Source organism: Methylomonas rosea, assembly GCF_024505055.1.
Classification (GTDB): Bacteria; Pseudomonadota; Gammaproteobacteria; order Methylococcales; family Methylomonadaceae; genus Methylomonas; species Methylomonas rosea.
The window spans coordinates 105,184-123,539 of record NZ_JANIBL010000003.1 but is presented as its reverse complement, the minus strand read 5'-3'; the positions used below and the strand labels follow the sequence as shown (position 1 = coordinate 123,539).

Annotated in this window: 15 protein-coding genes; 8 read left to right on the top strand and 7 right to left on the bottom strand. The window is 53.4% G+C overall.

All coding sequences use genetic code 11. From position 1 onward, the window contains the following. A partial coding sequence (gene oadA / locus NP589_RS02040) for a sodium-extruding oxaloacetate decarboxylase subunit alpha (RefSeq protein WP_256605462.1) occupies positions 1 to 1,600 on the bottom strand: 1,600 nt, incomplete at its 3' end. A gap of 16 nt (positions 1,601 to 1,616) precedes the next feature. Next, a complete protein-coding gene (locus tag NP589_RS02035) occupies positions 1,617 to 3,035 on the bottom strand; it encodes an acetyl-CoA carboxylase biotin carboxylase subunit (protein WP_256605461.1) in 1,419 nt (472 codons plus the stop codon). Between the two features lie 435 nt (positions 3,036 to 3,470). Here NP589_RS02035 and NP589_RS02030 point away from each other — a divergent pair, with 435 nt between their 5' ends. From NP589_RS02030 to NP589_RS02020, 3 genes are all read left to right on the top strand, one after another. After that, the gene (locus tag NP589_RS02030; RefSeq protein ID WP_256605460.1) at positions 3,471 to 3,950 is read left to right on the top strand and encodes a hypothetical protein; all 480 of its coding nucleotides are present in this window, start codon (positions 3,471 to 3,473) and stop codon (positions 3,948 to 3,950) included. A gap of 238 nt (positions 3,951 to 4,188) precedes the next feature. Continuing rightward, a complete protein-coding gene (locus NP589_RS02025; RefSeq protein ID WP_256605459.1) occupies positions 4,189 to 5,271 on the top strand; it encodes a GNAT family N-acetyltransferase in 1,083 nt (360 codons plus the stop codon). Positions 5,272 to 5,310: 39 nt separating this feature from the next. Beyond that, positions 5,311 to 6,261 carry a glycosyltransferase family 2 protein gene (locus NP589_RS02020; RefSeq protein WP_256605458.1) on the top strand — a complete coding sequence of 317 codons (951 nt, stop codon included), beginning with the start codon at positions 5,311 to 5,313 and terminating at the stop codon, positions 6,259 to 6,261. A gap of 9 nt (positions 6,262 to 6,270) precedes the next feature. Here NP589_RS02020 and NP589_RS02015 read toward each other — a convergent pair whose 3' ends face one another. Continuing rightward, a complete protein-coding gene (locus NP589_RS02015; RefSeq protein ID WP_256605457.1) occupies positions 6,271 to 6,870 on the bottom strand; it encodes an arylesterase in 600 nt (199 codons plus the stop codon). On the opposite strand from NP589_RS02015, the gene NP589_RS02010 reads away from it, so the two are divergent. The 5 genes from NP589_RS02010 (at position 6,869) to NP589_RS01990 (ending at position 14,096) form a co-directional block, all read left to right on the top strand. After that, entirely contained in the window at positions 6,869 to 7,561 is a 693-nt protein-coding gene (locus tag NP589_RS02010) for an ABC transporter ATP-binding protein (RefSeq protein WP_256605456.1), read from the top strand. The genes NP589_RS02015 and NP589_RS02010 overlap by 2 nt on opposite strands. Beyond that, entirely contained in the window at positions 7,558 to 10,038 is a 2,481-nt protein-coding gene (locus tag NP589_RS02005) for an ABC transporter permease (protein ID WP_256605455.1), read from the top strand. Before NP589_RS02010 ends, NP589_RS02005 begins: the two co-directional genes overlap by 4 nt. A 127-nt stretch (positions 10,039 to 10,165) precedes the next feature. Next, positions 10,166 to 11,629, top strand: a complete 1,464-nt coding sequence (ubiD, locus tag NP589_RS02000) for a 4-hydroxy-3-polyprenylbenzoate decarboxylase (protein ID WP_256605454.1) — start codon at positions 10,166 to 10,168, stop codon at positions 11,627 to 11,629. A 40-nt stretch (positions 11,630 to 11,669) separates the two neighbouring features. Then, the gene (locus tag NP589_RS01995; protein ID WP_256605453.1) at positions 11,670 to 12,806 is read left to right on the top strand and encodes a PP2C family protein-serine/threonine phosphatase; all 1,137 of its coding nucleotides are present in this window, start codon (positions 11,670 to 11,672) and stop codon (positions 12,804 to 12,806) included. A gap of 207 nt (positions 12,807 to 13,013) precedes the next feature. Beyond that, positions 13,014 to 14,096, top strand: a complete 1,083-nt coding sequence (locus NP589_RS01990; RefSeq protein WP_256605452.1) for an HD domain-containing phosphohydrolase — start codon at positions 13,014 to 13,016, stop codon at positions 14,094 to 14,096. Positions 14,097 to 14,117: 21 nt separating this feature from the next. Here NP589_RS01990 and NP589_RS01985 read toward each other — a convergent pair whose 3' ends face one another. Genes NP589_RS01985 through hemC form a run of 4 tightly spaced genes read right to left on the bottom strand, consistent with a single transcriptional unit; the run spans position 14,118 to position 18,221 of the window. Next, positions 14,118 to 15,353 (bottom strand): heme biosynthesis HemY N-terminal domain-containing protein, encoded by a 1,236-nt coding sequence (locus tag NP589_RS01985; protein ID WP_256605451.1) that lies wholly within the window; start codon positions 15,351 to 15,353, stop codon positions 14,118 to 14,120. 12 nt (positions 15,354 to 15,365) lie between these two features. Continuing rightward, on the bottom strand, positions 15,366 to 16,532 hold the full coding sequence (locus NP589_RS01980; protein WP_256605450.1) for a uroporphyrinogen-III C-methyltransferase: 1,167 nt from the start codon (positions 16,530 to 16,532) through the stop codon (positions 15,366 to 15,368). Then, positions 16,516 to 17,298, bottom strand: a complete 783-nt coding sequence (locus NP589_RS01975) for a uroporphyrinogen-III synthase (protein WP_256605449.1) — start codon at positions 17,296 to 17,298, stop codon at positions 16,516 to 16,518. Before NP589_RS01975 ends, NP589_RS01980 begins: the two co-directional genes overlap by 17 nt. Further along, positions 17,295 to 18,221, bottom strand: coding sequence for a hydroxymethylbilane synthase (gene hemC / locus NP589_RS01970; RefSeq protein WP_256605448.1), 927 nt, complete (start codon positions 18,219 to 18,221; stop codon positions 17,295 to 17,297). The genes NP589_RS01975 and hemC overlap by 4 nt, the downstream gene beginning before the upstream one ends. Positions 18,222 to 18,356: the final 135 nt, after the last annotated feature.

Here is an 18,356-nt window from a genome sequence, read left to right as displayed (position 1 = left end):
GGCGGCGCTTGCTGGCGATGGCGCTTTGCACCGCGCCTTGCGCACCGCCGTCCAGCACGATCTCGTCCAGGGTTTCGATGACGATTTCTTCCGGCATACCATCCACGGTGAAGTAAAAATGCCGCAAGCTCTGGTTTTTCGGCCCAGCACCGGTGACTTTAACGTGATAGGACTCGCCGTGCAGCGCCACGTTGAATTCGGTCGGGGCTTTTTTCACTTCACCCGGTGTCGGCGCGTCTGCCAGTTCCAGCGGTTCGGAGACTAGGTTGTCGGTGGAACGCAGCTCCAGAAATTGCTTGCCAATTTCCGGGAACATCGCAAAGCTCAACACGTCTTCGTCATTCATAGCCAGATGGGCGATTTCGTTACGCAGATGTTCGAACTCGGGTTTGAGTAAATCCGCCGGACGGCATTCGATCACTTCTTCTTTACCGACCGCTTTGGCTTGAAGTTCGGGATTAACCGGTGCTGGCGCTTTGCCGTAACCACCGTGCAGGTAGCGTTTTACCTCATTGCTGATGGTTTCATAGCGCTTGCCCGTCAACACGTTCAACACGGCCTGGGTGCCGACGATTTGCGAGGTGGGCGTGACTAATGGCGGGTAGCCTAAGTCTTTGCGGACTTCAGGAATTTCTTTGTATACCTCCGCCATGCGATCCAGGGCGTTGCGTTCTTTTAACTGGTTGGCGAGGTTGGAGATCATGCCGCCCGGCACTTGAAAGATGTGTACGCGGGTGTCTATGCCGGTAAATTCGCTTTCGAAGCGGCGGTATTTTTTCCGCACTTCCAGAAAATACTGGTTCACCGCTTGCAGTTTATCCAAATCCAGCCCGGTGTCGTAATCGGTGCCGCGCAGTGCGGTGACCAACGATTCGGTGGGCGGGTGGCTGGTGCCGCCGGCCCAGGAAGATAAAGCCGTATCGACGTGTTCGCAACCGGCTTCTATGGCCTTGAGCTGACACATTTCCGCCAAGCCCGCCGTGGCATGGCAATGCAGATGCAGCGGCAGATCCACGGCATCTTTCAGGGCTTTGACCAGTTCGCCGGCAATATAAGGCGTCAACAGGCCAGCCATGTCCTTGATGGCAATCGAGTCGCAGCCCAAGTCTGCCAAACCTTTCCCCAACTTGATGAAGCTGGCTATGTCGTGCACCGGGCTGGTGGTGTAACAGATCGTACCTTGCGCATGCTTGCCGGCTGCTTTGGTGGCTTCAATCGCGGTTTCCAGATTGCGGATGTCGTTCAGCGCGTCGAAGATACGAAAGACGTCCATGCCGTTGGTGGCGGCAGTCTCGACGAATTTACGTACCACATCGTCGGAATAATGCCGGTAGCCGAGCAGGTTTTGGCCGCGTAGCAGCATTTGCAGGCGGGTATTGGGCAGCGCGGCTTTTAGTTTGCTCAAGCGTTCCCAGGGGTCTTCTTTTAAGAAGCGCAGGCAGGCGTCGAAGGTGGCCCCGCCCCAGCATTCCAGCGACCAATAGCCGATGTCGTCCAGCATGGCGCAGGCGGGCAGCATGTCTTCGGTGCGCATGCGGGTGGCAATCAGTGATTGGTGGGCGTCGCGGAGGATAACGTCGGTTACGTAAACTTTACTCATTGCAATGTCCTTTGGCTTACAGGCCGGTATGAGAGGCCACGACGGCCGCCAGCACGCTGGCCAGAATTTCCGGTCGCGGCTTGTTGGAATAGTTGATTAGGTCTGGATTAGCTTCGACAAAGCCCGTGTTGAAACGGCCACGGCGAAAGTCCGGGTGACCGAGAATCTTTAAGTAGTACGGAATCGTGGTTTTGATGCCGAATAAGCCCATGTCTTTCAAGGCGCGTTCGCCGCGATTGATGGCGTCTTCCCAGGTAATCGCGCTGACGATGACCTTGGCCAGCATCGAGTCGTAAAAAGGCGGTACTTCATAACCGGTGTAAATCGCCGTGTCGGTACGCACACCGGGGCCGCCGGGCGCGTAATAACGGGAGATGTGGCCGAAGCTGGGCAGGAAATTGTTTTTCGGGTCTTCGGCGTTGACGCGAAATTGAATCGCATAGCCGCGCCGCACAATTTCTTCCTGCTTGAATCGCAAGGGCAAGCCGGCGGCGACCCGAATTTGTTCTTCGACAATGTCCACACCGGTGATCGTTTCAGTGATCGTGTGCTCGACTTGTACACGAGTATTCATTTCCATGAAGTAGAAGCGCCCGTCTGCATCGAGCAGAAATTCCACGGTGCCGGCATTGGTATAGCCCACTGCCTTGGCCGCCATCACCGCCAAGCCGCCCAGATATTGACGTTGCGCTTCTTCCAATTGCGGCGAGGGCGCGATTTCGATCAATTTCTGATTACGGCGCTGCACCGAACAATCGCGCTCATAAAGATGTATGGTGTTGCCGAGATGATCGGCCAGCACCTGCACTTCGATATGAATAGGGTTGACCACGCATTTTTCCAAAAATACGTCGGCGCTGCCGAAAGCCTTGGTGGCTTCGGAAATCACCCGCTGATAGTTTTGCCGCAGTTCGTTGGGATTGTCGCAGCGTCTGATGCCGCGCCCGCCACCGCCGGAGGTGGCTTTCAGCATGATCGGATAACCTATCTGTTCAGCCACCTGCAAGGCGTGCTCGACGCTATCCAGGTTGCCGTCCGAGCCGGGCGTGACGGGTAGGCCGGCGGCAATCATTGCGGCGCGAGCTTCGGTTTTGTCGCCCATGCGTCGAATTACGTCCGCGGAAGGGCCGATAAACACCAAGCCGCGTTCTTGGCAAGCGCGCGCAAACTGGGCATTTTCCGATAAAAACCCATAGCCCGGATGAATCGCATCGCAACCGGTACGTAAGGCCAAGTCCACCAAGCCGTAGATGTTCAAGTAGCCGGCCAGCGGTTCGCTGCCGATGTAATGCGACTCGTCGGCCTTTTTGACGTGTAGGGCAAAGCGGTCCGCTTCCGAATAGACCGCGGCCGAACGAATGCCCATTTCCGCGCAAGCCCGAATGATACGGACAGCAATTTCGCCGCGATTGGCGATCAGTATTTTGCGTAACATGATGCTCCCGTGTCCTTAAGTTTAGTAACTCGCCTATTACTCTAACAAGTTATGGCTATCTTTCAACAGGAAAACCGCCGCTGCCGATTGGAGATTAACCTTTAGCTTGGGTGGTAGCGGTATTGCCGGCCACTGGATTCGGACAGGAAAAACCGGCCATTTCCGCGATATTTGGTGTTGCGGCTTTGACGAAACTGCCAGCCCCTAAGTTGTTGTGTTAGCAGCATTTAATCGGCTTTTGTGGTTTCTGCGCCAACAAGTTTCGGGGATGAATGGGAAATATTTATATAAATCAGCTTCTTGCAATTGGCATGTATAGTGCTATTCTCGTCTGCATGGATGCCTTTATCATGAGCCGCTGCCTTCCGTAATTGGTCCGGTTTTTGAGAATAGGGTTTCACCTCTTAACTAATTGATTAATTCTGGGGTTTTAATATGGACACAAACAAGCCGTTACTTTCCGCATTATTTTTTATCGGTCTATCGTTTTGGGGGATTCAGCTTGCGCAAGCGGCTACTACCGAAAACACGCTAAACCCGCTCGAATCCTTCAAAACGATTTTGCCGGATTTGCCAAGCGCTTATCAGGAGCAGCCATCGACTCCAGCAGCGGATAAGCCCTTGCAGGACTATGCGTTAACGCTGTTTACGCGGGTCAAAACCGGAGCAGTGGCGACATTTCAGCAAGCCTTGTCGGAAATACAAGGGCTTGGCGACATTGTTTCGCAAACAGGGTTTCTCGGTTTGCTTGGCACGGTTTTCCACCCAGTGATAGATGAAAGCAAAACGGCTGAATTGAAAGCTGCCTTGCCTACTGCCGCCTGGTTTTTTCTCAGCGGGATGCTGGGTATTTTGGGTTTAAAAAAACGCAGCAATTTGCTCGATACCAAATCGGTTTTGAACCCAGTCCGGTAAACGCTGTTACAGGTATTGTGCGGACTTGGGCAATAGCCGCGTGCGGCTGTTACCCAAGCCACAATGCTTCCCGCTTCGCACATCAAACGTGTCTCGCCGAATCGACCCTTTTAAAACTGCGTTGTAGTTTGGTATTACCGCGAGTTTGCGCCGATAATAGTTTTCTATTCTCGGTGATGCCTCCGCTAAAGATATTTAGGCCCCGCCAATAATTTTCCGCATTTTTTCGAGAAAGCCTATGTCCGCTGTTGCCGACCATTTTGTTTATGGACCTATCCAACTGGCGGATATTCCGGATTGCATTCGGATTGCCGTCGCCAATTTCGAAGAGTTTCAGCAACACCCCGAATATATCCAGCAATGGTTCGAGCGGCGTATCGTGCAGAATCCGTGGCAGGACGCCTTGCCGTGTGTCGGTGTCGGAGTTTGGCACAATGGCCGCTTGGCCGGTTTTCGGGCTATGTTCGTGCAACCTTGGTGGTTGAACGGCGAATCCGTACCCATAACATTCGGTTCCAATACCTGCGTCGATCAGCAGTTTCGCGGACAGGGTTTAGCTACCCGGCTGATAGAGCATAGCCTTGAGTTCGCGCAATTTAACGGCACAGTGACTGCCGGCGTGATTACCCAGAAAGCCTTTAAAAAATGCGGCTTTGTGGAGATCGGCGGCAGCGATAACGATTTTTATCGTTTGCGCGTTGGTTATCGCGGTTCTTGGGAGAAACGCGCCGGTAAATCGTTGGGCTATTGGTTGGGCAGTCTATTTGACATCAACTTGCGCTTACGCAATGTTAAATTGCATAGCGGCGGTTTTAAATTTGCAGAGATTTTACATTGCGATGCGGAGTTCGATGACTTGTGGGACCGTGCCAAAGCGGGTTATGCCTCCTGCCTGGAACGCAGCAGCCGCTATTTAAACTGGCGTCTATTCGATTTCCCAACCTGTCCGTTAAGATTGTTTGCACTGCGGGATGCTGCCGGCAAGTTGCGAGCTTATGCTATCTGGCATCAGCAAAGCTTTGGCGATGCTATCAGCATGGCCGTATTGCGCGATGTGTTTTATTCCTTGGACGACGAGCCGGCTTTGCAGACCATGCTGTATTATCTATTCGCGTATTGGCGAGAAAACAGCATTAGCTGGGCCAGTTTGGAAGTAGCCTCGCCGTCATTGACCAGTCTGTTCCGCAGTCTTGGCTATGAGGCGGTGCCGTCGCGCGGCAATCGCTATCTGATCTATCGCCAGCCGCCGCTGGCCGACAACATTTTGCAAAATTGGTACCGCAGCGGGATCGATGGCGATTATTTCGATCATCCGCTGTAATATTGCTTAACCCAACATTCTAAACTCGGTCTGCCACCCATGTTAAACGCCTCCGTGATTATCAGCACCCGCAACAGAGCGTCGATATTGCCGCGCTTGTTCGACGCATTGGCCGCCATGCGGCTGAATAGCGATACCCGCTGGGAGTTGCTGATGGTTGATAACGGCAGCAGCGACGACACCGTCGCGGTGATTACGGCCGAAGCGGAGCGAGGCAGATTGCCCGTGCATTGCGTGTCCGAACCCGTTCCCGGAAAATCCCGTGCCTTGAATCGCGCAATAAAGCAGGCGCAAGGTGAATTATTGGTGTTCACCGATGACGATGTCGAACCGCAAACAAGCTGGTTGCAGGCTTACATCGATGCCGCCGCCGCGCATCCGCAAATCGACGGTTTTGCCGGCAAAGTGTTACCCAAATGGCTGGGCGACATACCCGCCTGGTTGCATACCGAAGGCGAATTTGCGTTGCCGCGCGGCATTACCAATACCCGCGATTTTGGTACCTCGCAGCAATTTTTGGATGAACAGGTCATTCCGGGCGGCGTAAACACCGCGTTAAGAGCCGAGGCCGTGGCCAAAAACGGCTGGTTTCGCGAGGAACTGGGGCCCGGCACCTCGGTGCCGTTTACCGAAGACACCGAATACATGGGCCGTTTTCGGCGCGGTGGCGGTGAGTTTTGGTATGTGCCCGAAGCCTTGCTGCATCACTGCAACATCCCGGAGCGGATGACGAAAGCCTATGTGTGCCGCTGGATGTTCGACGTGGCCCGTTGTCAGGTGCTGGCGTATGCCGAAGCGCCTGCCGGGAAGAATGTAGCCGGTATCCCGCTGTATTTACTGCGGAATTATCTGAGTAGAATCCTGAGTTTTTGGCTGGAGCCGCGTGAGCAGCAACGCCTGCAAAAAAAAATGAAATGGATGTTTACGGCCGGCGAAATCGCGGGTTACCGGCAACTGCCGGCGTTTAAACAAACGTTGGCGGCAAATTAGCGTTCGCTCCTACAGCAACGGTTGTAAATATCCCCAAATTTTCTCGGCAATCACCGGTTGCGCCAGCTCATTCGGATGTAGGCCGTCAGCCTGCATCATCTCCGGGTTTAATGCCACCTCTTCCAGGATAAACGGCACGTAGGGGATCTTCAACTCCGTGGATAGCTGCGGAAAAACCTCGTAAAACATCTCGACATAACGTTTGCCGTAGTTAGGCGGGATCTTCATGCCCAACAGCATGACTTTGGCGCCGATTTTTTGCGAACGCCGGACGATTTCGGTCAAATTATTTTTCATTTCCGGCGGCGACAAACCGCGCAAGCCATCGTTGGCGCCCAATTCCACCAATAGAATATCCGGTTTATGCCGGGTTAAAATTTGCTCCAGCCTGGCTAAACCCCCGGCTGAAGTATCGCCGCTGATGCTTTCGTTACTGATAACATAGCTGCCATGCAGGTCGGTCAGCTTGTTTTGCAACAATGCCACCCAGCCAAGCTGAACTTCGATGCCGTAACCGGCACTAATACTGTCACCCAGTACCACTATCGATTTGGCCATTACGCTTGACGGTAGTAAACCCAGAATTACGGCAAGGACCACGCTATACATGTTAAATACTCATATTGATAAGACCAGTTCCCCGATCATCGTTACCGAACAACTCGGTAAATCGGTGCCAACTTCCGAGGGCATTTTACACATCTTGTCGTCGGTGAATTTAATCATCAATCCCGGCGAGAGTCTGGCCATTGTCGGCGAGTCCGGTTCCGGCAAATCCACCCTGCTCAGTTTACTGGCCGGCCTGGATACGCCCAGTACCGGCCGAGTGGTCGTCAGTGGCCGTGATCTGACCAAGCTGGACGAAGACGGCCGCGCCTTGTTGCGCAACGAACTGGTCGGCTTCGTGTTTCAATCCTTTCAACTGCTGCCGGGTTTGACGGCGCTGGAAAACGTCATGTTGCCGCTGGAACTCAGCGGTCACGCTCATGCGGCAGCTGCTGCCCGCGCCTTGCTGGACAGAGTAGGTTTGTCGCAGCGCTTGACTCATACCCCCAAGCAGTTGTCGGGCGGTGAACAGCAACGGGTGGCCTTGGCGCGGGCCTTTGTCACCCGACCAGCCATTCTGTTTGCCGATGAACCGACCGGCAATCTGGATAGTAAGACCGGCGCGCATATTATCGATCTGCTGTTCGAGCTCAATCAGGAACAACATACCACCTTGATTTTAGTGACTCACGACATGTCTTTGGCCGGACGTTGTCAACGTACCATTCGTCTGGATGCCGGGAGCATGGTATGAAACGCTTCAATCTGGCGCTGAAGCTGCTGTGGCGCGACAGCCGTTCCGGAGAGTTGACCTTATTGCTGCTGGCGTTACTGATTGCCGTGAGCAGTTCCACCGCCATATCGCTATTCGCCGACCGCTTGCATCGGACCATGACGGTACAAGCCGCCGAGTTTTTAGCCGGCGATCTGGTGGTGGCTGCGCCGGCGCTTATCGATGAAATCTGGTTGGCAAAGGCCGGCGAATTGGGCTTATCCCATTCGCAAACCAGCGAATTTGCCAGCGTTTTGTTGGAAAACCAGGAAATGCTGCTGGCCTCGGTAAAATCGGTCAGCGGTGGCTACCCGCTCCGCGGTAAATTGAAAACCAGCGATGCCGAGTCGCAGGATGAAATCGTCGCCAGCGAGGGCCCGGAACCCGGTTCGGCCTGGGTGGACAAACGCATCTTGCCGGCTCTGCACCTAAAAATCGGTGACACGCTGACTGTAGGTGAAAAACCGCTGACCATCAGCAGGGTCTTGAGCTACGAGCCGGATAAGCGCGGCGATTTTTACAGCTTTTCGCCGCGAGTGATGATCAATCAAAGCGATTTGGCTGCCACCGGCGTGATTCAACCCGGCAGTCATGTGCGTTACGCCTTCCAGTTCGGCGGTGACGAACAGGCCTTGGCTACCTTTAAGAATTGGTTGAAACCGCAACTGAATTCCTCGCAAAAAATCCTGGATATACATGAGGACCGCCCGGAATTGGGATCTGCATTGCAGCGCGCCGAGCGTTACCTGGGACTGTCCAGTATCGTGGTGATCCTGATTGCCGGCGTGGCGATTGCGATGGCCACTCGCCGTTACACCGAGCGGCATTTCAACGCTACTGCCTTGCTGCGTTGCCTGGGCTGTAAACAAGCGGAAATTGTCTGGCTGTACGGTTTGCAGTTTTTGGTGCTGGGGCTGGTGGCCAGCGGTGTCGGTTGTGGACTTGGCTGGTTGGCGCAGTTCGGTTTATTCGAACTGTTAAAGTCTTTGTTGCCGCAAGAATTGGCCAGTCCCAGTTGGTTGGCGGTGTTTTTTGGCTTGACCACTGGCTTGGCAATATTGCTGGGTTTTGCCTTGCCGCCGCTGCTGCGTTTGCAAAAAGTCTCGCCCTTGCGGGTATTGCGCCGCGAGTTGGAACCCTTACCCACTAGCGGTTGGTTGATTTACGGTTTGGCACTGGCGATTATCGGTGGCTTGATTTGGCGCTATACGGAAGACCCGAAAATGACCGCCATCATATTGGGAGTGGGGTCTCTGGCAATATTCGGCTTAGGTGCGGCGATATACAGTTTGCTATTGTTGGCGCGCAAGCTGTTGCCGAAGATGGGCTTAAATTGGCGTTTTGGTATGCAGGGATTGCTGAGGAACAGTCAAGCCAGCGTCAGTCAAATATTGGCTTTTAGTATCACGCTTACCGCGATGGCGCTGAGTTTCACCGTGCGCAGCGACTTGATCGACAACTGGCAACAGCAATTGCCGGAACAGGCGCCGAATCATTTTGCCTTGAATATCCTGCCGGAACGCCAACAGGCGTTTCAAGACGAATTAAAGCAAGCGCAAATCGCCAGCAGCCGGTTTTATCCGGTGGTGCGCGGGCGTTTGGTGACGATCAATAACGAAGCGGTGCAAGGCCGGGTCAGCAAAGACACGCAGGGCGAAGGCGCCACCCAGCGCGAATTGAGTCTGACCTGGGCGGTACAATTACCGGACGATAACAAAGCCACCGATGGTGGTGCTTGGCAAGCCGATCAGCCGGGGCTGGTATCGGTGGAGCAAAAACTGGCGGAAAGCCTAAAAATCAAGGTGGGCGATGAATTGACCTTTACCGTGGGGAGCGCGCAATTCAGCGCCAAGGTATCCCAACTTCGAAGTGTGCAGTGGGACACGATGCGGCCTAATTTTTACATGATCTTTTCGCCCGGCACGCTGGACAATTTTCCGACCATGTACATGACCAGTTTCTATTTGGTTGACAGTCAAAAAAACCTGTTGAACACACTGATGAAAAAGTATCCGGCCGTGACGATACTGGAAGTTGATCAGATCTTGAAACAGTTCAAGATGATCCTGACGCAATTAACCAAGGCCATCAATCTACTGCTGTATTTTGCCTTGGCGGCCGGTTTTACCGTGTTGTTCGCTGCCGTCTATGCCACGCTGGATCAGCGGATCTACGAAGGTGCGCTGATGCGGACCTTGGGTGCCCGACGCGGCTTTTTACGCGCCACGCATGTAATTGAGTTTGGCTTGCTCGGCACCTTGGCTGGCGTTTTGGCGGCACTGGCTAGCGAGGCGATTTTGTATGCGCTGTATACCCGCGTGATGCATATCGACTACCGTCCTGGCTACTATTTGTGGGGCGCATTGCCGGCCATAGGTGCGCTAACGGTGGGGCTGGCGGGTTACTGGGGCGTTCGTCAGGTGGTCAATCAGCCGCCGTTGCAGGTATTGCGGCGTTAATCACCGGCGCTTTGGTTTGGTTTTACTTCCGCTGTCGGCTTCCTTGCCTAGCTTAACTCGGCGTATGATTGCCGCTTCAATTTTGCACACCGTGGCATGATGTTCGGCCCCCTTCTAAGGACAATGCATGAAATACAGAGATTTACGAGACTTTATCGCCCAACTGGAAAAACAGGGCGAACTGAAGCGGGTCAAACAGGAAGTCGATCCGGTGTTGGAAATGACGGTGATTTGCGACCGGGTATTAAAGCAGGGCGGTCCGGCTTTGCTGTTCGAAAATCCGAAAGGTTCCAATATTGCCGTGCTCGGCAATCTGTTTGGTACGCCGAAGCGGGTGGCGATGGGCATGGGCGCCAAAGACGTTTCCGAATTGCGTGGAATTGGTGAATTACTGGCCTATTTGAAAGAACCGGAGCCGCCGAAAGGTATGAAAGACGCACTGGAAAAATTCCCTGTATTCAAGCAAGTGCTGAATATGGCGCCGAAAATAGTCAGTTCAGCACCTTGCCAGGAAGTGACTCGAGTTGGGGACGAAGTCGATTTAAGTGTTTATCCGATTCAAACCTGTTGGCCGGAAGACGCCGCGCCTTTGATTACCTGGCCGCTGGTGATTACCAAAGGGCCGAATAAAGACCGGCAGAACTTGGGAATCTATCGGCAACAGGTGATAGGCAAAAACAAAGTCATCATGCGCTGGCTAGCGCATCGCGGCGGGGCATTGGATTTCAAGGAATGGCAACAGGCGCATCCGGGCAAACCGTTTCCGGTGGCTGTGGCCTTGGGCGCGGACCCGGCGACGATATTGGCATCTGTCACGCCGGTGCCGGATTCCTTATCCGAGTATGCTTTCGCCGGCTTGTTGCGTGGCAGTAAGACCGAAGTGGTCAAATGCTTGTCCAACGATTTGCAGGTGCCGGCCAGCGCGGAAATTGTCTTGGAAGGTTTTATCTATCCGGGTGAAACCGCGCCGGAAGGCCCCTACGGCGATCACACCGGTTATTACAACGAGGTTGATGAATTTCCGGTGTTTACCATCGAACGCATTACGCAAAGGCAGGTGCCGATTTATCACAGCACCTATACTGGTCGGCCACCGGATGAACCGGCGATTTTGGGTGTGGCGTTAAACGAAGTCTTCGTGCCCATCCTACAAAAGCAGTTTCCGGAAATCGTCGATTTCTATCTGCCGCCGGAAGGCTGTTCGTATCGGATGGCGGTGATCAGCATGAAGAAGCAATACGCCGGCCATGCCAAGCGGGTGATGCTGGGCACCTGGTCGTATCTGCGTCAATTTATGTATACCAAGTTTGTCATCGTGGTTGACGACGATGTCGATGTACGCAATTGGCAGGACGTGATTTGGGCGATTACCACGCGGATGGATCCGGCCCGCGATTTGACGATTTTGGAAAACACGCCTATAGATTATCTGGACTTTGCTTCGCCGGTATCGGGCTTGGGTTCCAAGGTTGGTTTCGATGCCACCAACAAATGGCCAGGCGAAACCAACCGGGAGTGGGGTCGTCCGATTGTAATGAGTGAGGACGTGATCAAAAAAGTGGATACGATGTGGGATACCCTATTCAACTAGGGTAGACTGCCGGTTCGCTTGTATAACGGTACAAATCCTAATGAAAATATTGGTTGTCGACGATATCTACGAAAACAGGCTGTTGCTCGATAAATTACTGAGCAGGATGCAGCATGAAGTCATTTCGGTCGAAAACGGGGAGCAGGCGGTTAAGTCTCTGGCCAGCGTAAATCCCGATTTGATTTTGATGGATATTATGATGCCGGTCATGGATGGTCTGGAGGCTATCAAAGCAATTAGAGCACTCACCCTGGACAAGTGGGTGCCGATTTTTGTGCTAAGCGCGCTAGCTGATGACCAAAATGTCTTGGATGGGCTGCAAGCCGGTGCCGACGACTATCTGCAAAAACCGTTCAATCGGGCCATTCTTGCCGCCAAGTTAGGCTCGGTGCAACGCGTGATCGATATGCAAAACCTGATTATCGCCGATACGCAGTTACTTAAAGCCTATCGCGACGAAAACGAAGCGGAGCAACAGTTTTTACAGAGTATTTTTGAAAGGCTAATTAAGCAGAGTGATCTTAAAGACGATCATTTGCAGTTTTGGTTATTGCCGGCCAAGCGTTTTAGCGGCGATTTGATTTGTGCCAGACGCGTCAGTAACCAACAAATTTATTTTATGCTCGCGGATTCGACCGGTCATGGCTTGGCGGCGGCGTTGCCGACGGTCATTGTCAATCAAGCGTTTCAGGCAATGACCAAAAAAGGACTGGCTGTCTCCATTATCGTCCGCGAGATCAATCGCCTGTTGCATAGTCAGATGCCGGCGGGCCGTTTCGTGGCTTTGGTATTGGGCATGATAGATGAGGAAAAAAAGTCGGTGGAATTGTGGAACGGCGGCTTACCCGATGTATTTGCGCTGGATAGCCAGGGCAACACAGTGCATGCGTTTCGTTCCACGCATCCCTCCGCCGGCATTCTCGGCAACCGGGACTTCGATGATACTTGCGAAATTTGGCATTGGCAGGAGGCTTGCGAGTTGTTTATGTACTCTGACGGCTTGACCGATGCCCAGGATCCGGATGGGCTGTTATTCGGTCAGGAGCGAGTGTTGCAAACCCTCAGAACGGCGCGGCCCGGTGTTGAAGTGACGGCGATACAACAGGCTTTGGAAGCGCATATGGCTAATCGGGAGACGCAAGACGATATTTCCTGTATGGCAATTCGCTGTCGATAAATATTCTCGACCTTGGGCAGAGCCGGACTTTTATTCCTGGAATCTTTTTGGCTGTTAGATTGAGTGCCTGCGTTAGGCTATAAAAAGCAGACTCGCCTAATTTGGCTATACTCAGAATCTCGCGGATAACCGACTAAGCAGGGGGACCGGCGCGACCGGACCGCTAGGTTTTCGCTCCCAACTTGACGACCCTTTAAAAACAGCAACGTGGACTTAAAACAGCATATTCTGCAAGCCGCCATTCTCATCGTCGACGACGAACCCGCTAACGTCAAATTGTTGGAAAAAATTTTGCAGCGCCAGGGTTACCGGAATATTCAATCGACCTGCGACTCACGCGAAGTAGCTCCCCTGTGCGATACCACCCGCTTCGATGCATTTTTACTGGACATCCGCATGCCGCATTTGAGCGGTTTCGATGTGATGGAGCAGCTGCAACAGCGCTTTAGGGGCGATTATTTGCCGGTGTTGGTACTTAGTGCGCAACCGGACATGGAGACTCGGCTGAAAGCGTTGAGTTTGGGCGCCAAGGACTTTCTGACCAAGCCCTTCGATCAACTGGAAGCCGTCACCCGCATACACAATCTGCTGGAAGTGCGCTTGATGCACAATCAGGTCCGCGACCAGAACCGTCTCCTCGAACAACAGGTAAAAACCAGAACCGATGAACTGTATCGTACTCGTCAGGAAGTGATACGCAGGCTGGGCCTGGCCGCCGAATATCGGGACAACGAAACCGGCAACCACATCATTCGCATGAGTAAATATGCCCAGCTATTGGCTTTGGCTTATGGTTTAACCGAGCAGGACGCGGAAATTATTCTGAATGCGGCACCCATGCACGATATAGGCAAGATCGGTATCCCGGACCGGATTCTGTTAAAAACCGGCAAGCTGGACCCCGAGGAATGGCGGATCATGCAAACCCATGTGCAAATGGGCGCAAATATCTTATCCGGTTCGCCTACCGAGTTGATGCGAGCGGCGCGCACCATTGCTCAACATCACCATGAAAAATGGGATGGTAGCGGTTACCCGAATGGCTTGAGAGAAGAGGATATTTCGATTGCGGGCAGAATTTGCGCGCTTGCCGACGTGTTCGACGCACTGACTTCGCAACGCCCCTATAAGCCGGCCTGGACAGTGGAAGAAACCTTGGCTTATATCGCCTCTGAATCCGGCAAACATTTCGACCCTAAATTGGCGCCGCTGCTGAAAAAGAATTTGCCGGAAATTTTAGTCATCAAAAGCGAATATGCCGATCCCGAGCTTATTCGGGATTCGAACTAATAGCCAGCTGTTTTAAGCTTTTTAAGCTGCGCGAATAGACTCGACACCGCTAATCAGCTCGGCGGTTGCCAATTCCATGCCGCGTTTGAAGTAATCGCAGGCTTGATCCTTGTCGCCTTTGGTAAACAACAACTCGCCCAGCAATTGATAGGTCGCTACCGACGCTTCGGTATTCAGGCTTTTCAACAAATATTGTTCGGCTTTCTCCATTTGCGCGGCTTTCAAAGCCAGCTTGCCCAGCACTCTTAACAGCACTGCATTGCTGGGGTAAACCGCCAGCCATTGTTCGACCGACTGCAATTGCTTGGCTTTATCTTCCGCTTCGATATTCGAAACCAATACCAGCAAAGTGTCGTCCCAATGCCGGCCCAATTGCTTAAGCATGGCCGATTCAACGCTGGCTCCGGCGCCCGCTGCAATCATCGCCGCAAAATAGATATTGGCGATACCCGGCAGGGCTTTGATGTGATCGGGGATGCCTTCCCAGCAGGTTTGGATCGCTTGGCGGTCGCCCTGGGCGATGGTCTGTTTCAGCAAGCGGCTAAAGGTTTCCGTTTCCAGCAATTTAACTTCGGTTTCCATCAACACTTTGTGCTGTTGCAGCGAAGGCAATAGCTTGCTCAAACCCTCCCAGTCACCCAGATGCTGATAAGCCTGATGCATCATTTTCAAAACCCGCGCATGGCCGGGATTGATCGAGTGCAATTTGCCCAGGGTTTCCAAGGCTTGCTCGAATTGTTTTTCTGACAGATGCAGTTCGGCCTGGGTTAAGCCGACAGTCATATTGGTGTCCGAGGATTGCTCGCTGGCTTTTTGCAGATATTCGTCGCGTTTGTCCAGTGCGCCGCGCGATTGAGCTGCTCTGGCGGCAGTCAGATAATGCAGTAAAGGTGCGCCACTATGCGCGGCATGTTTGATCAGCACTTTCTCCGCGCGCTCCCAATTGCCGTCTGCCGCGTCGAATAAGCCGGCGACCAAAGCCTCCTGTGAGCGATTGAAGCGGATATTGCGGCGGCGCTTGGCAAATTGGTTGGGCATGCGAATCAAGACACCCATCAAGCGGAAAAAATTGTATAGAAAGAAAAAGCCGATCACTTGCGCGACGGCGAATACGGTCAAAGAGGTTTCCAGCGACCAGTGGCCGAAACCGATCAGCACATAACCGGGATCGTTCTGTTTGACCAGCCAGCTATGCAGCAAAAACGCCACCAAAACGGCGCAAAGCAAGGAGCCGAGAAAATACATGAGATTTTTCATAATGCCACTCGCTTATTGCTGGCCGGCTGTGGGTGTTGCCGGCGAGGCCGTTTCCGCTGGCGGATTGTTCAGCACGGCTTTATCGGATTCGATGCGCAATTTGCTGATGTCTTTCAGTAGCTTCAACGAGCCGCTGACATCCGGATATTGACTGCGGATTTGTACATTGGCCAATTTATCGAGTTCCGCCACGAATTTATCGGTTTGCTGGTTTTCCGCGAAGTTTTTCTTCAGCCATTGCTTGGCGTCGGCGATACTGCTGGAAAACAAGGTGTCATTTTGTTGCACCAGCGCAATTTCGATCATTTCCAGCCGGACTTTCAACTGCTGCTTGATAAAGTGCGCTTCTTCCGGGGTCAGGATGGCGTTGACTGGTTGTTCGGTGTGACGCAATACCACGTAGCCTTCCAGTTGCTTGGCTACGGTGTTCAATATTTCATGGCCGTGTTCGGACAGGTCGCTATTGGGTTCGGGTTTTTCCGGCTGCTTGCCGGCGTGCGGCAAGAACACCGCCAGGCTTTCCACGGCATCCTGTAAATGTTGAATACCACTGTAGATGCCGACGATATCCGGCACGGTGGCGCCGTTCAACAAGGCAATTTCCTTGGCGATTTGCTCGCGGACTTTAAATACTGCCGCGTCGCCGCTCTCTCTTAATCGTTGATCGGCAGCTTCCAGCGCTTCGCGGGTGGTGGTCACGTCGCCGACCAGATGCAAACGCTGATTGGCAACGGTCAACAAGTATTCGGCATCGGCCAGCAGCCAGTCGCCGCGGGTTTTTCCCAGCTGCCGTTGTAAGGCCGTAATCGAGGCCTCCAGTTCTTTGCGGGCGGTGTTGAGTCGCTCTTCATGCAGCTTGGAGAAATCTGCCAAGGTCTCGTTGAAATGATTGTCCTTGCCGGTCATTTCCGCGTTGACGTTGGCGATTTGGGTTTGCACACCGTTCAATTGATCGCGCAGGCCGTTAAGTTCTTTATCGAGTTCGATCAGTTTCAGATTGTCCTGATTGTTTTCGGTATCTTGACTAAAGCGCAATTGCTGGAAAAAGAAAAAACCTGCACCAGCCAAAGCGATCACCAGCACGATGGAGGTGATGCCTATCCATAATCCGGCGTGAGACTTTTTAACCACCACTACCGGAGCTGGATTTTCTTGTTGTTCTTCAATTACTTCGGCCACTGTTTTCCCCGTTCAATAACGTCGTCAAGGTCTCTAAAATCGCTGCATCCGTGGGCTGTGCGCTCACTGCAATCTGTTTAAATCCGAAATCTTCGGCCGCTTGGCCGATCCGCTCGCTCATTACGACTAAAAGTATCGACTTCAACAATACTATCGACTCGTCATCCAGTATCGCTAACAAGTTTTGCAAAGCTTCGACGCTGGTAATAGTCACTGCGTCCAGCCGCCCTTGTGCAATGTCTGCCCGTAAATCCGCGCTGTCCGCCATCGGCTGTCGGCGGTTATACACTTCCAGATAAACCGCTTCCGCACCACGGCTGCGCAAGCTCTCCGCCAATTTCTCGCGGCCACCGACGCCGCGCACAATCACGCAGCGCATGCCGGCTACAACTTGCAATTCAGGTTCGGCCAGCAAGCCTTCGCTGTTAAATTCGCTGGCAGGTACGCAATCAACTGACCAACCTGCTAGTCGCAACGCGCCGGCGGTTGCTTCGCCGACAGCCGCGATTTTGAATTGTCGCAAGGCCGGCATTTTGCCACCGAACGCCTTGATAGCAAAATCCACAGCGTTGGTACTGGTAAAAATCAGCCAGTCGCTGGCCGCGGCTTGCCTCAATAAATCCGGATCGGGCTGCTCCTCGACAATTTCCAGCGTCGGAAAGCGTATCGGCACACCACCCCGTTGTTCAATCAGATGACACAAATTCTCAGCTTGCGCGGCGGGCCTCGTCACCAGAATGCGCGCGCCGTTTAGAGCCGAGTTCACTGATATAGCTCGCGCAATATCCTGTCTGCGCCTTGTGCCAATAAATCCTCGGCTATGGCTTTGCCCAAGGCATCGAAGTCCGCCAGGCTACTTTCCGCCTCGGCTCTATATAACAAAGAACCGTCGGGGCTGCCGACCAGGCCGCGCATGAACAAACGCTCGCCTTTGATTTCCGCAAAACCGGCAATCGGCACCTGGCAGCCGCCGTTGAGCCGGGCATTCATCGCCCGCTCCGCGCCGACCCTGATGCTGGTGTCTTTGTCGTGCAATACCTTTAAATACTCGTGTATCTCGGCGTCGTCGATGCGGCACTCGATGCCGATAGCGCCTTGGCCCATCGCCGGCAGACTTTCCGTCGGTTCCAGTTGGGCCGTGATACGTTCCCCCATCCCCAGCCGTTTTAAGCCGGCCGATGCCAGAATGATCGCATCGTATTCGCCGGCATCCAGTTTCGCCAGACGGGTGTTGACGTTACCGCGCAAGCTGAGAATTTCCGCGTTCGGGAATTTTTCCTTGATTTGGCATTGGCGACGCAAACTGGATGTGCCGATGCGAGCATTCGCCGGCAATTCGGCCAGGCTGCGATAGTGATTGGAAACAAACGCGTCGGTTGGATCTTCTCTATCCAGAATCACCGCCAGATGTAAGCCTTCCGGAAACTCCACCGGTACGTCTTTCATCGAATGCACCGCGATATCTGCCGTGCCTTCCAGCATGCCTTGTTCCAGTTCCTTCACGAACAAACCTTTGCCGCCAACTTTGGCCAGAGGTGCGTCGAGGATTTTGTCGCCGCGAGTGACCATTTTTACCAGCTTGGTTTGCAATCCGGGAAACGCCTGTTCAAGCCGCGCCGCGACATGCTCGGCCTGCCACAAGGCCAGCGGGCTTTGCCGGGTAGCGATACGAATAATTCTGTCTGCCAAAACTGCTCCTGCCGATTGCTGGCGGGCGTCTAAGCTGCGCCCTTTGTTGAGAATAAATGTTCGCTATTGTAATCCGATTTGGGGGGGAAGGTGCTTAGAAGTTGTTTGCATAGATAAGTAGCAGGTAACCGGTTG

Coding starts and splice junctions, on each gene's coding strand:
- NP589_RS02010 (WP_256605456.1), top strand. CDS start 6,869: ATGTTAAATACTCATATTGATAAGACCAGTTCCCCGATCATCGTTACC.
- NP589_RS01985 (WP_256605451.1), bottom strand. CDS start 15,353: ATGAAAAATCTCATGTATTTTCTCGGCTCCTTGCTTTGCGCCGTTTTG.
- NP589_RS02025 (WP_256605459.1), top strand. CDS start 4,189: ATGTCCGCTGTTGCCGACCATTTTGTTTATGGACCTATCCAACTGGCG.
- ubiD (WP_256605454.1), top strand. CDS start 10,166: ATGAAATACAGAGATTTACGAGACTTTATCGCCCAACTGGAAAAACAG.
- NP589_RS02030 (WP_256605460.1), top strand. CDS start 3,471: ATGGACACAAACAAGCCGTTACTTTCCGCATTATTTTTTATCGGTCTA.
- NP589_RS02035 (WP_256605461.1), bottom strand. CDS start 3,035: ATGTTACGCAAAATACTGATCGCCAATCGCGGCGAAATTGCTGTCCGT.
- NP589_RS02020 (WP_256605458.1), top strand. CDS start 5,311: ATGTTAAACGCCTCCGTGATTATCAGCACCCGCAACAGAGCGTCGATA.
- NP589_RS02005 (WP_256605455.1), top strand. CDS start 7,558: ATGAAACGCTTCAATCTGGCGCTGAAGCTGCTGTGGCGCGACAGCCGT.
- NP589_RS01995 (WP_256605453.1), top strand. CDS start 11,670: ATGAAAATATTGGTTGTCGACGATATCTACGAAAACAGGCTGTTGCTC.
- NP589_RS02015 (WP_256605457.1), bottom strand. CDS start 6,870: ATGTATAGCGTGGTCCTTGCCGTAATTCTGGGTTTACTACCGTCAAGC.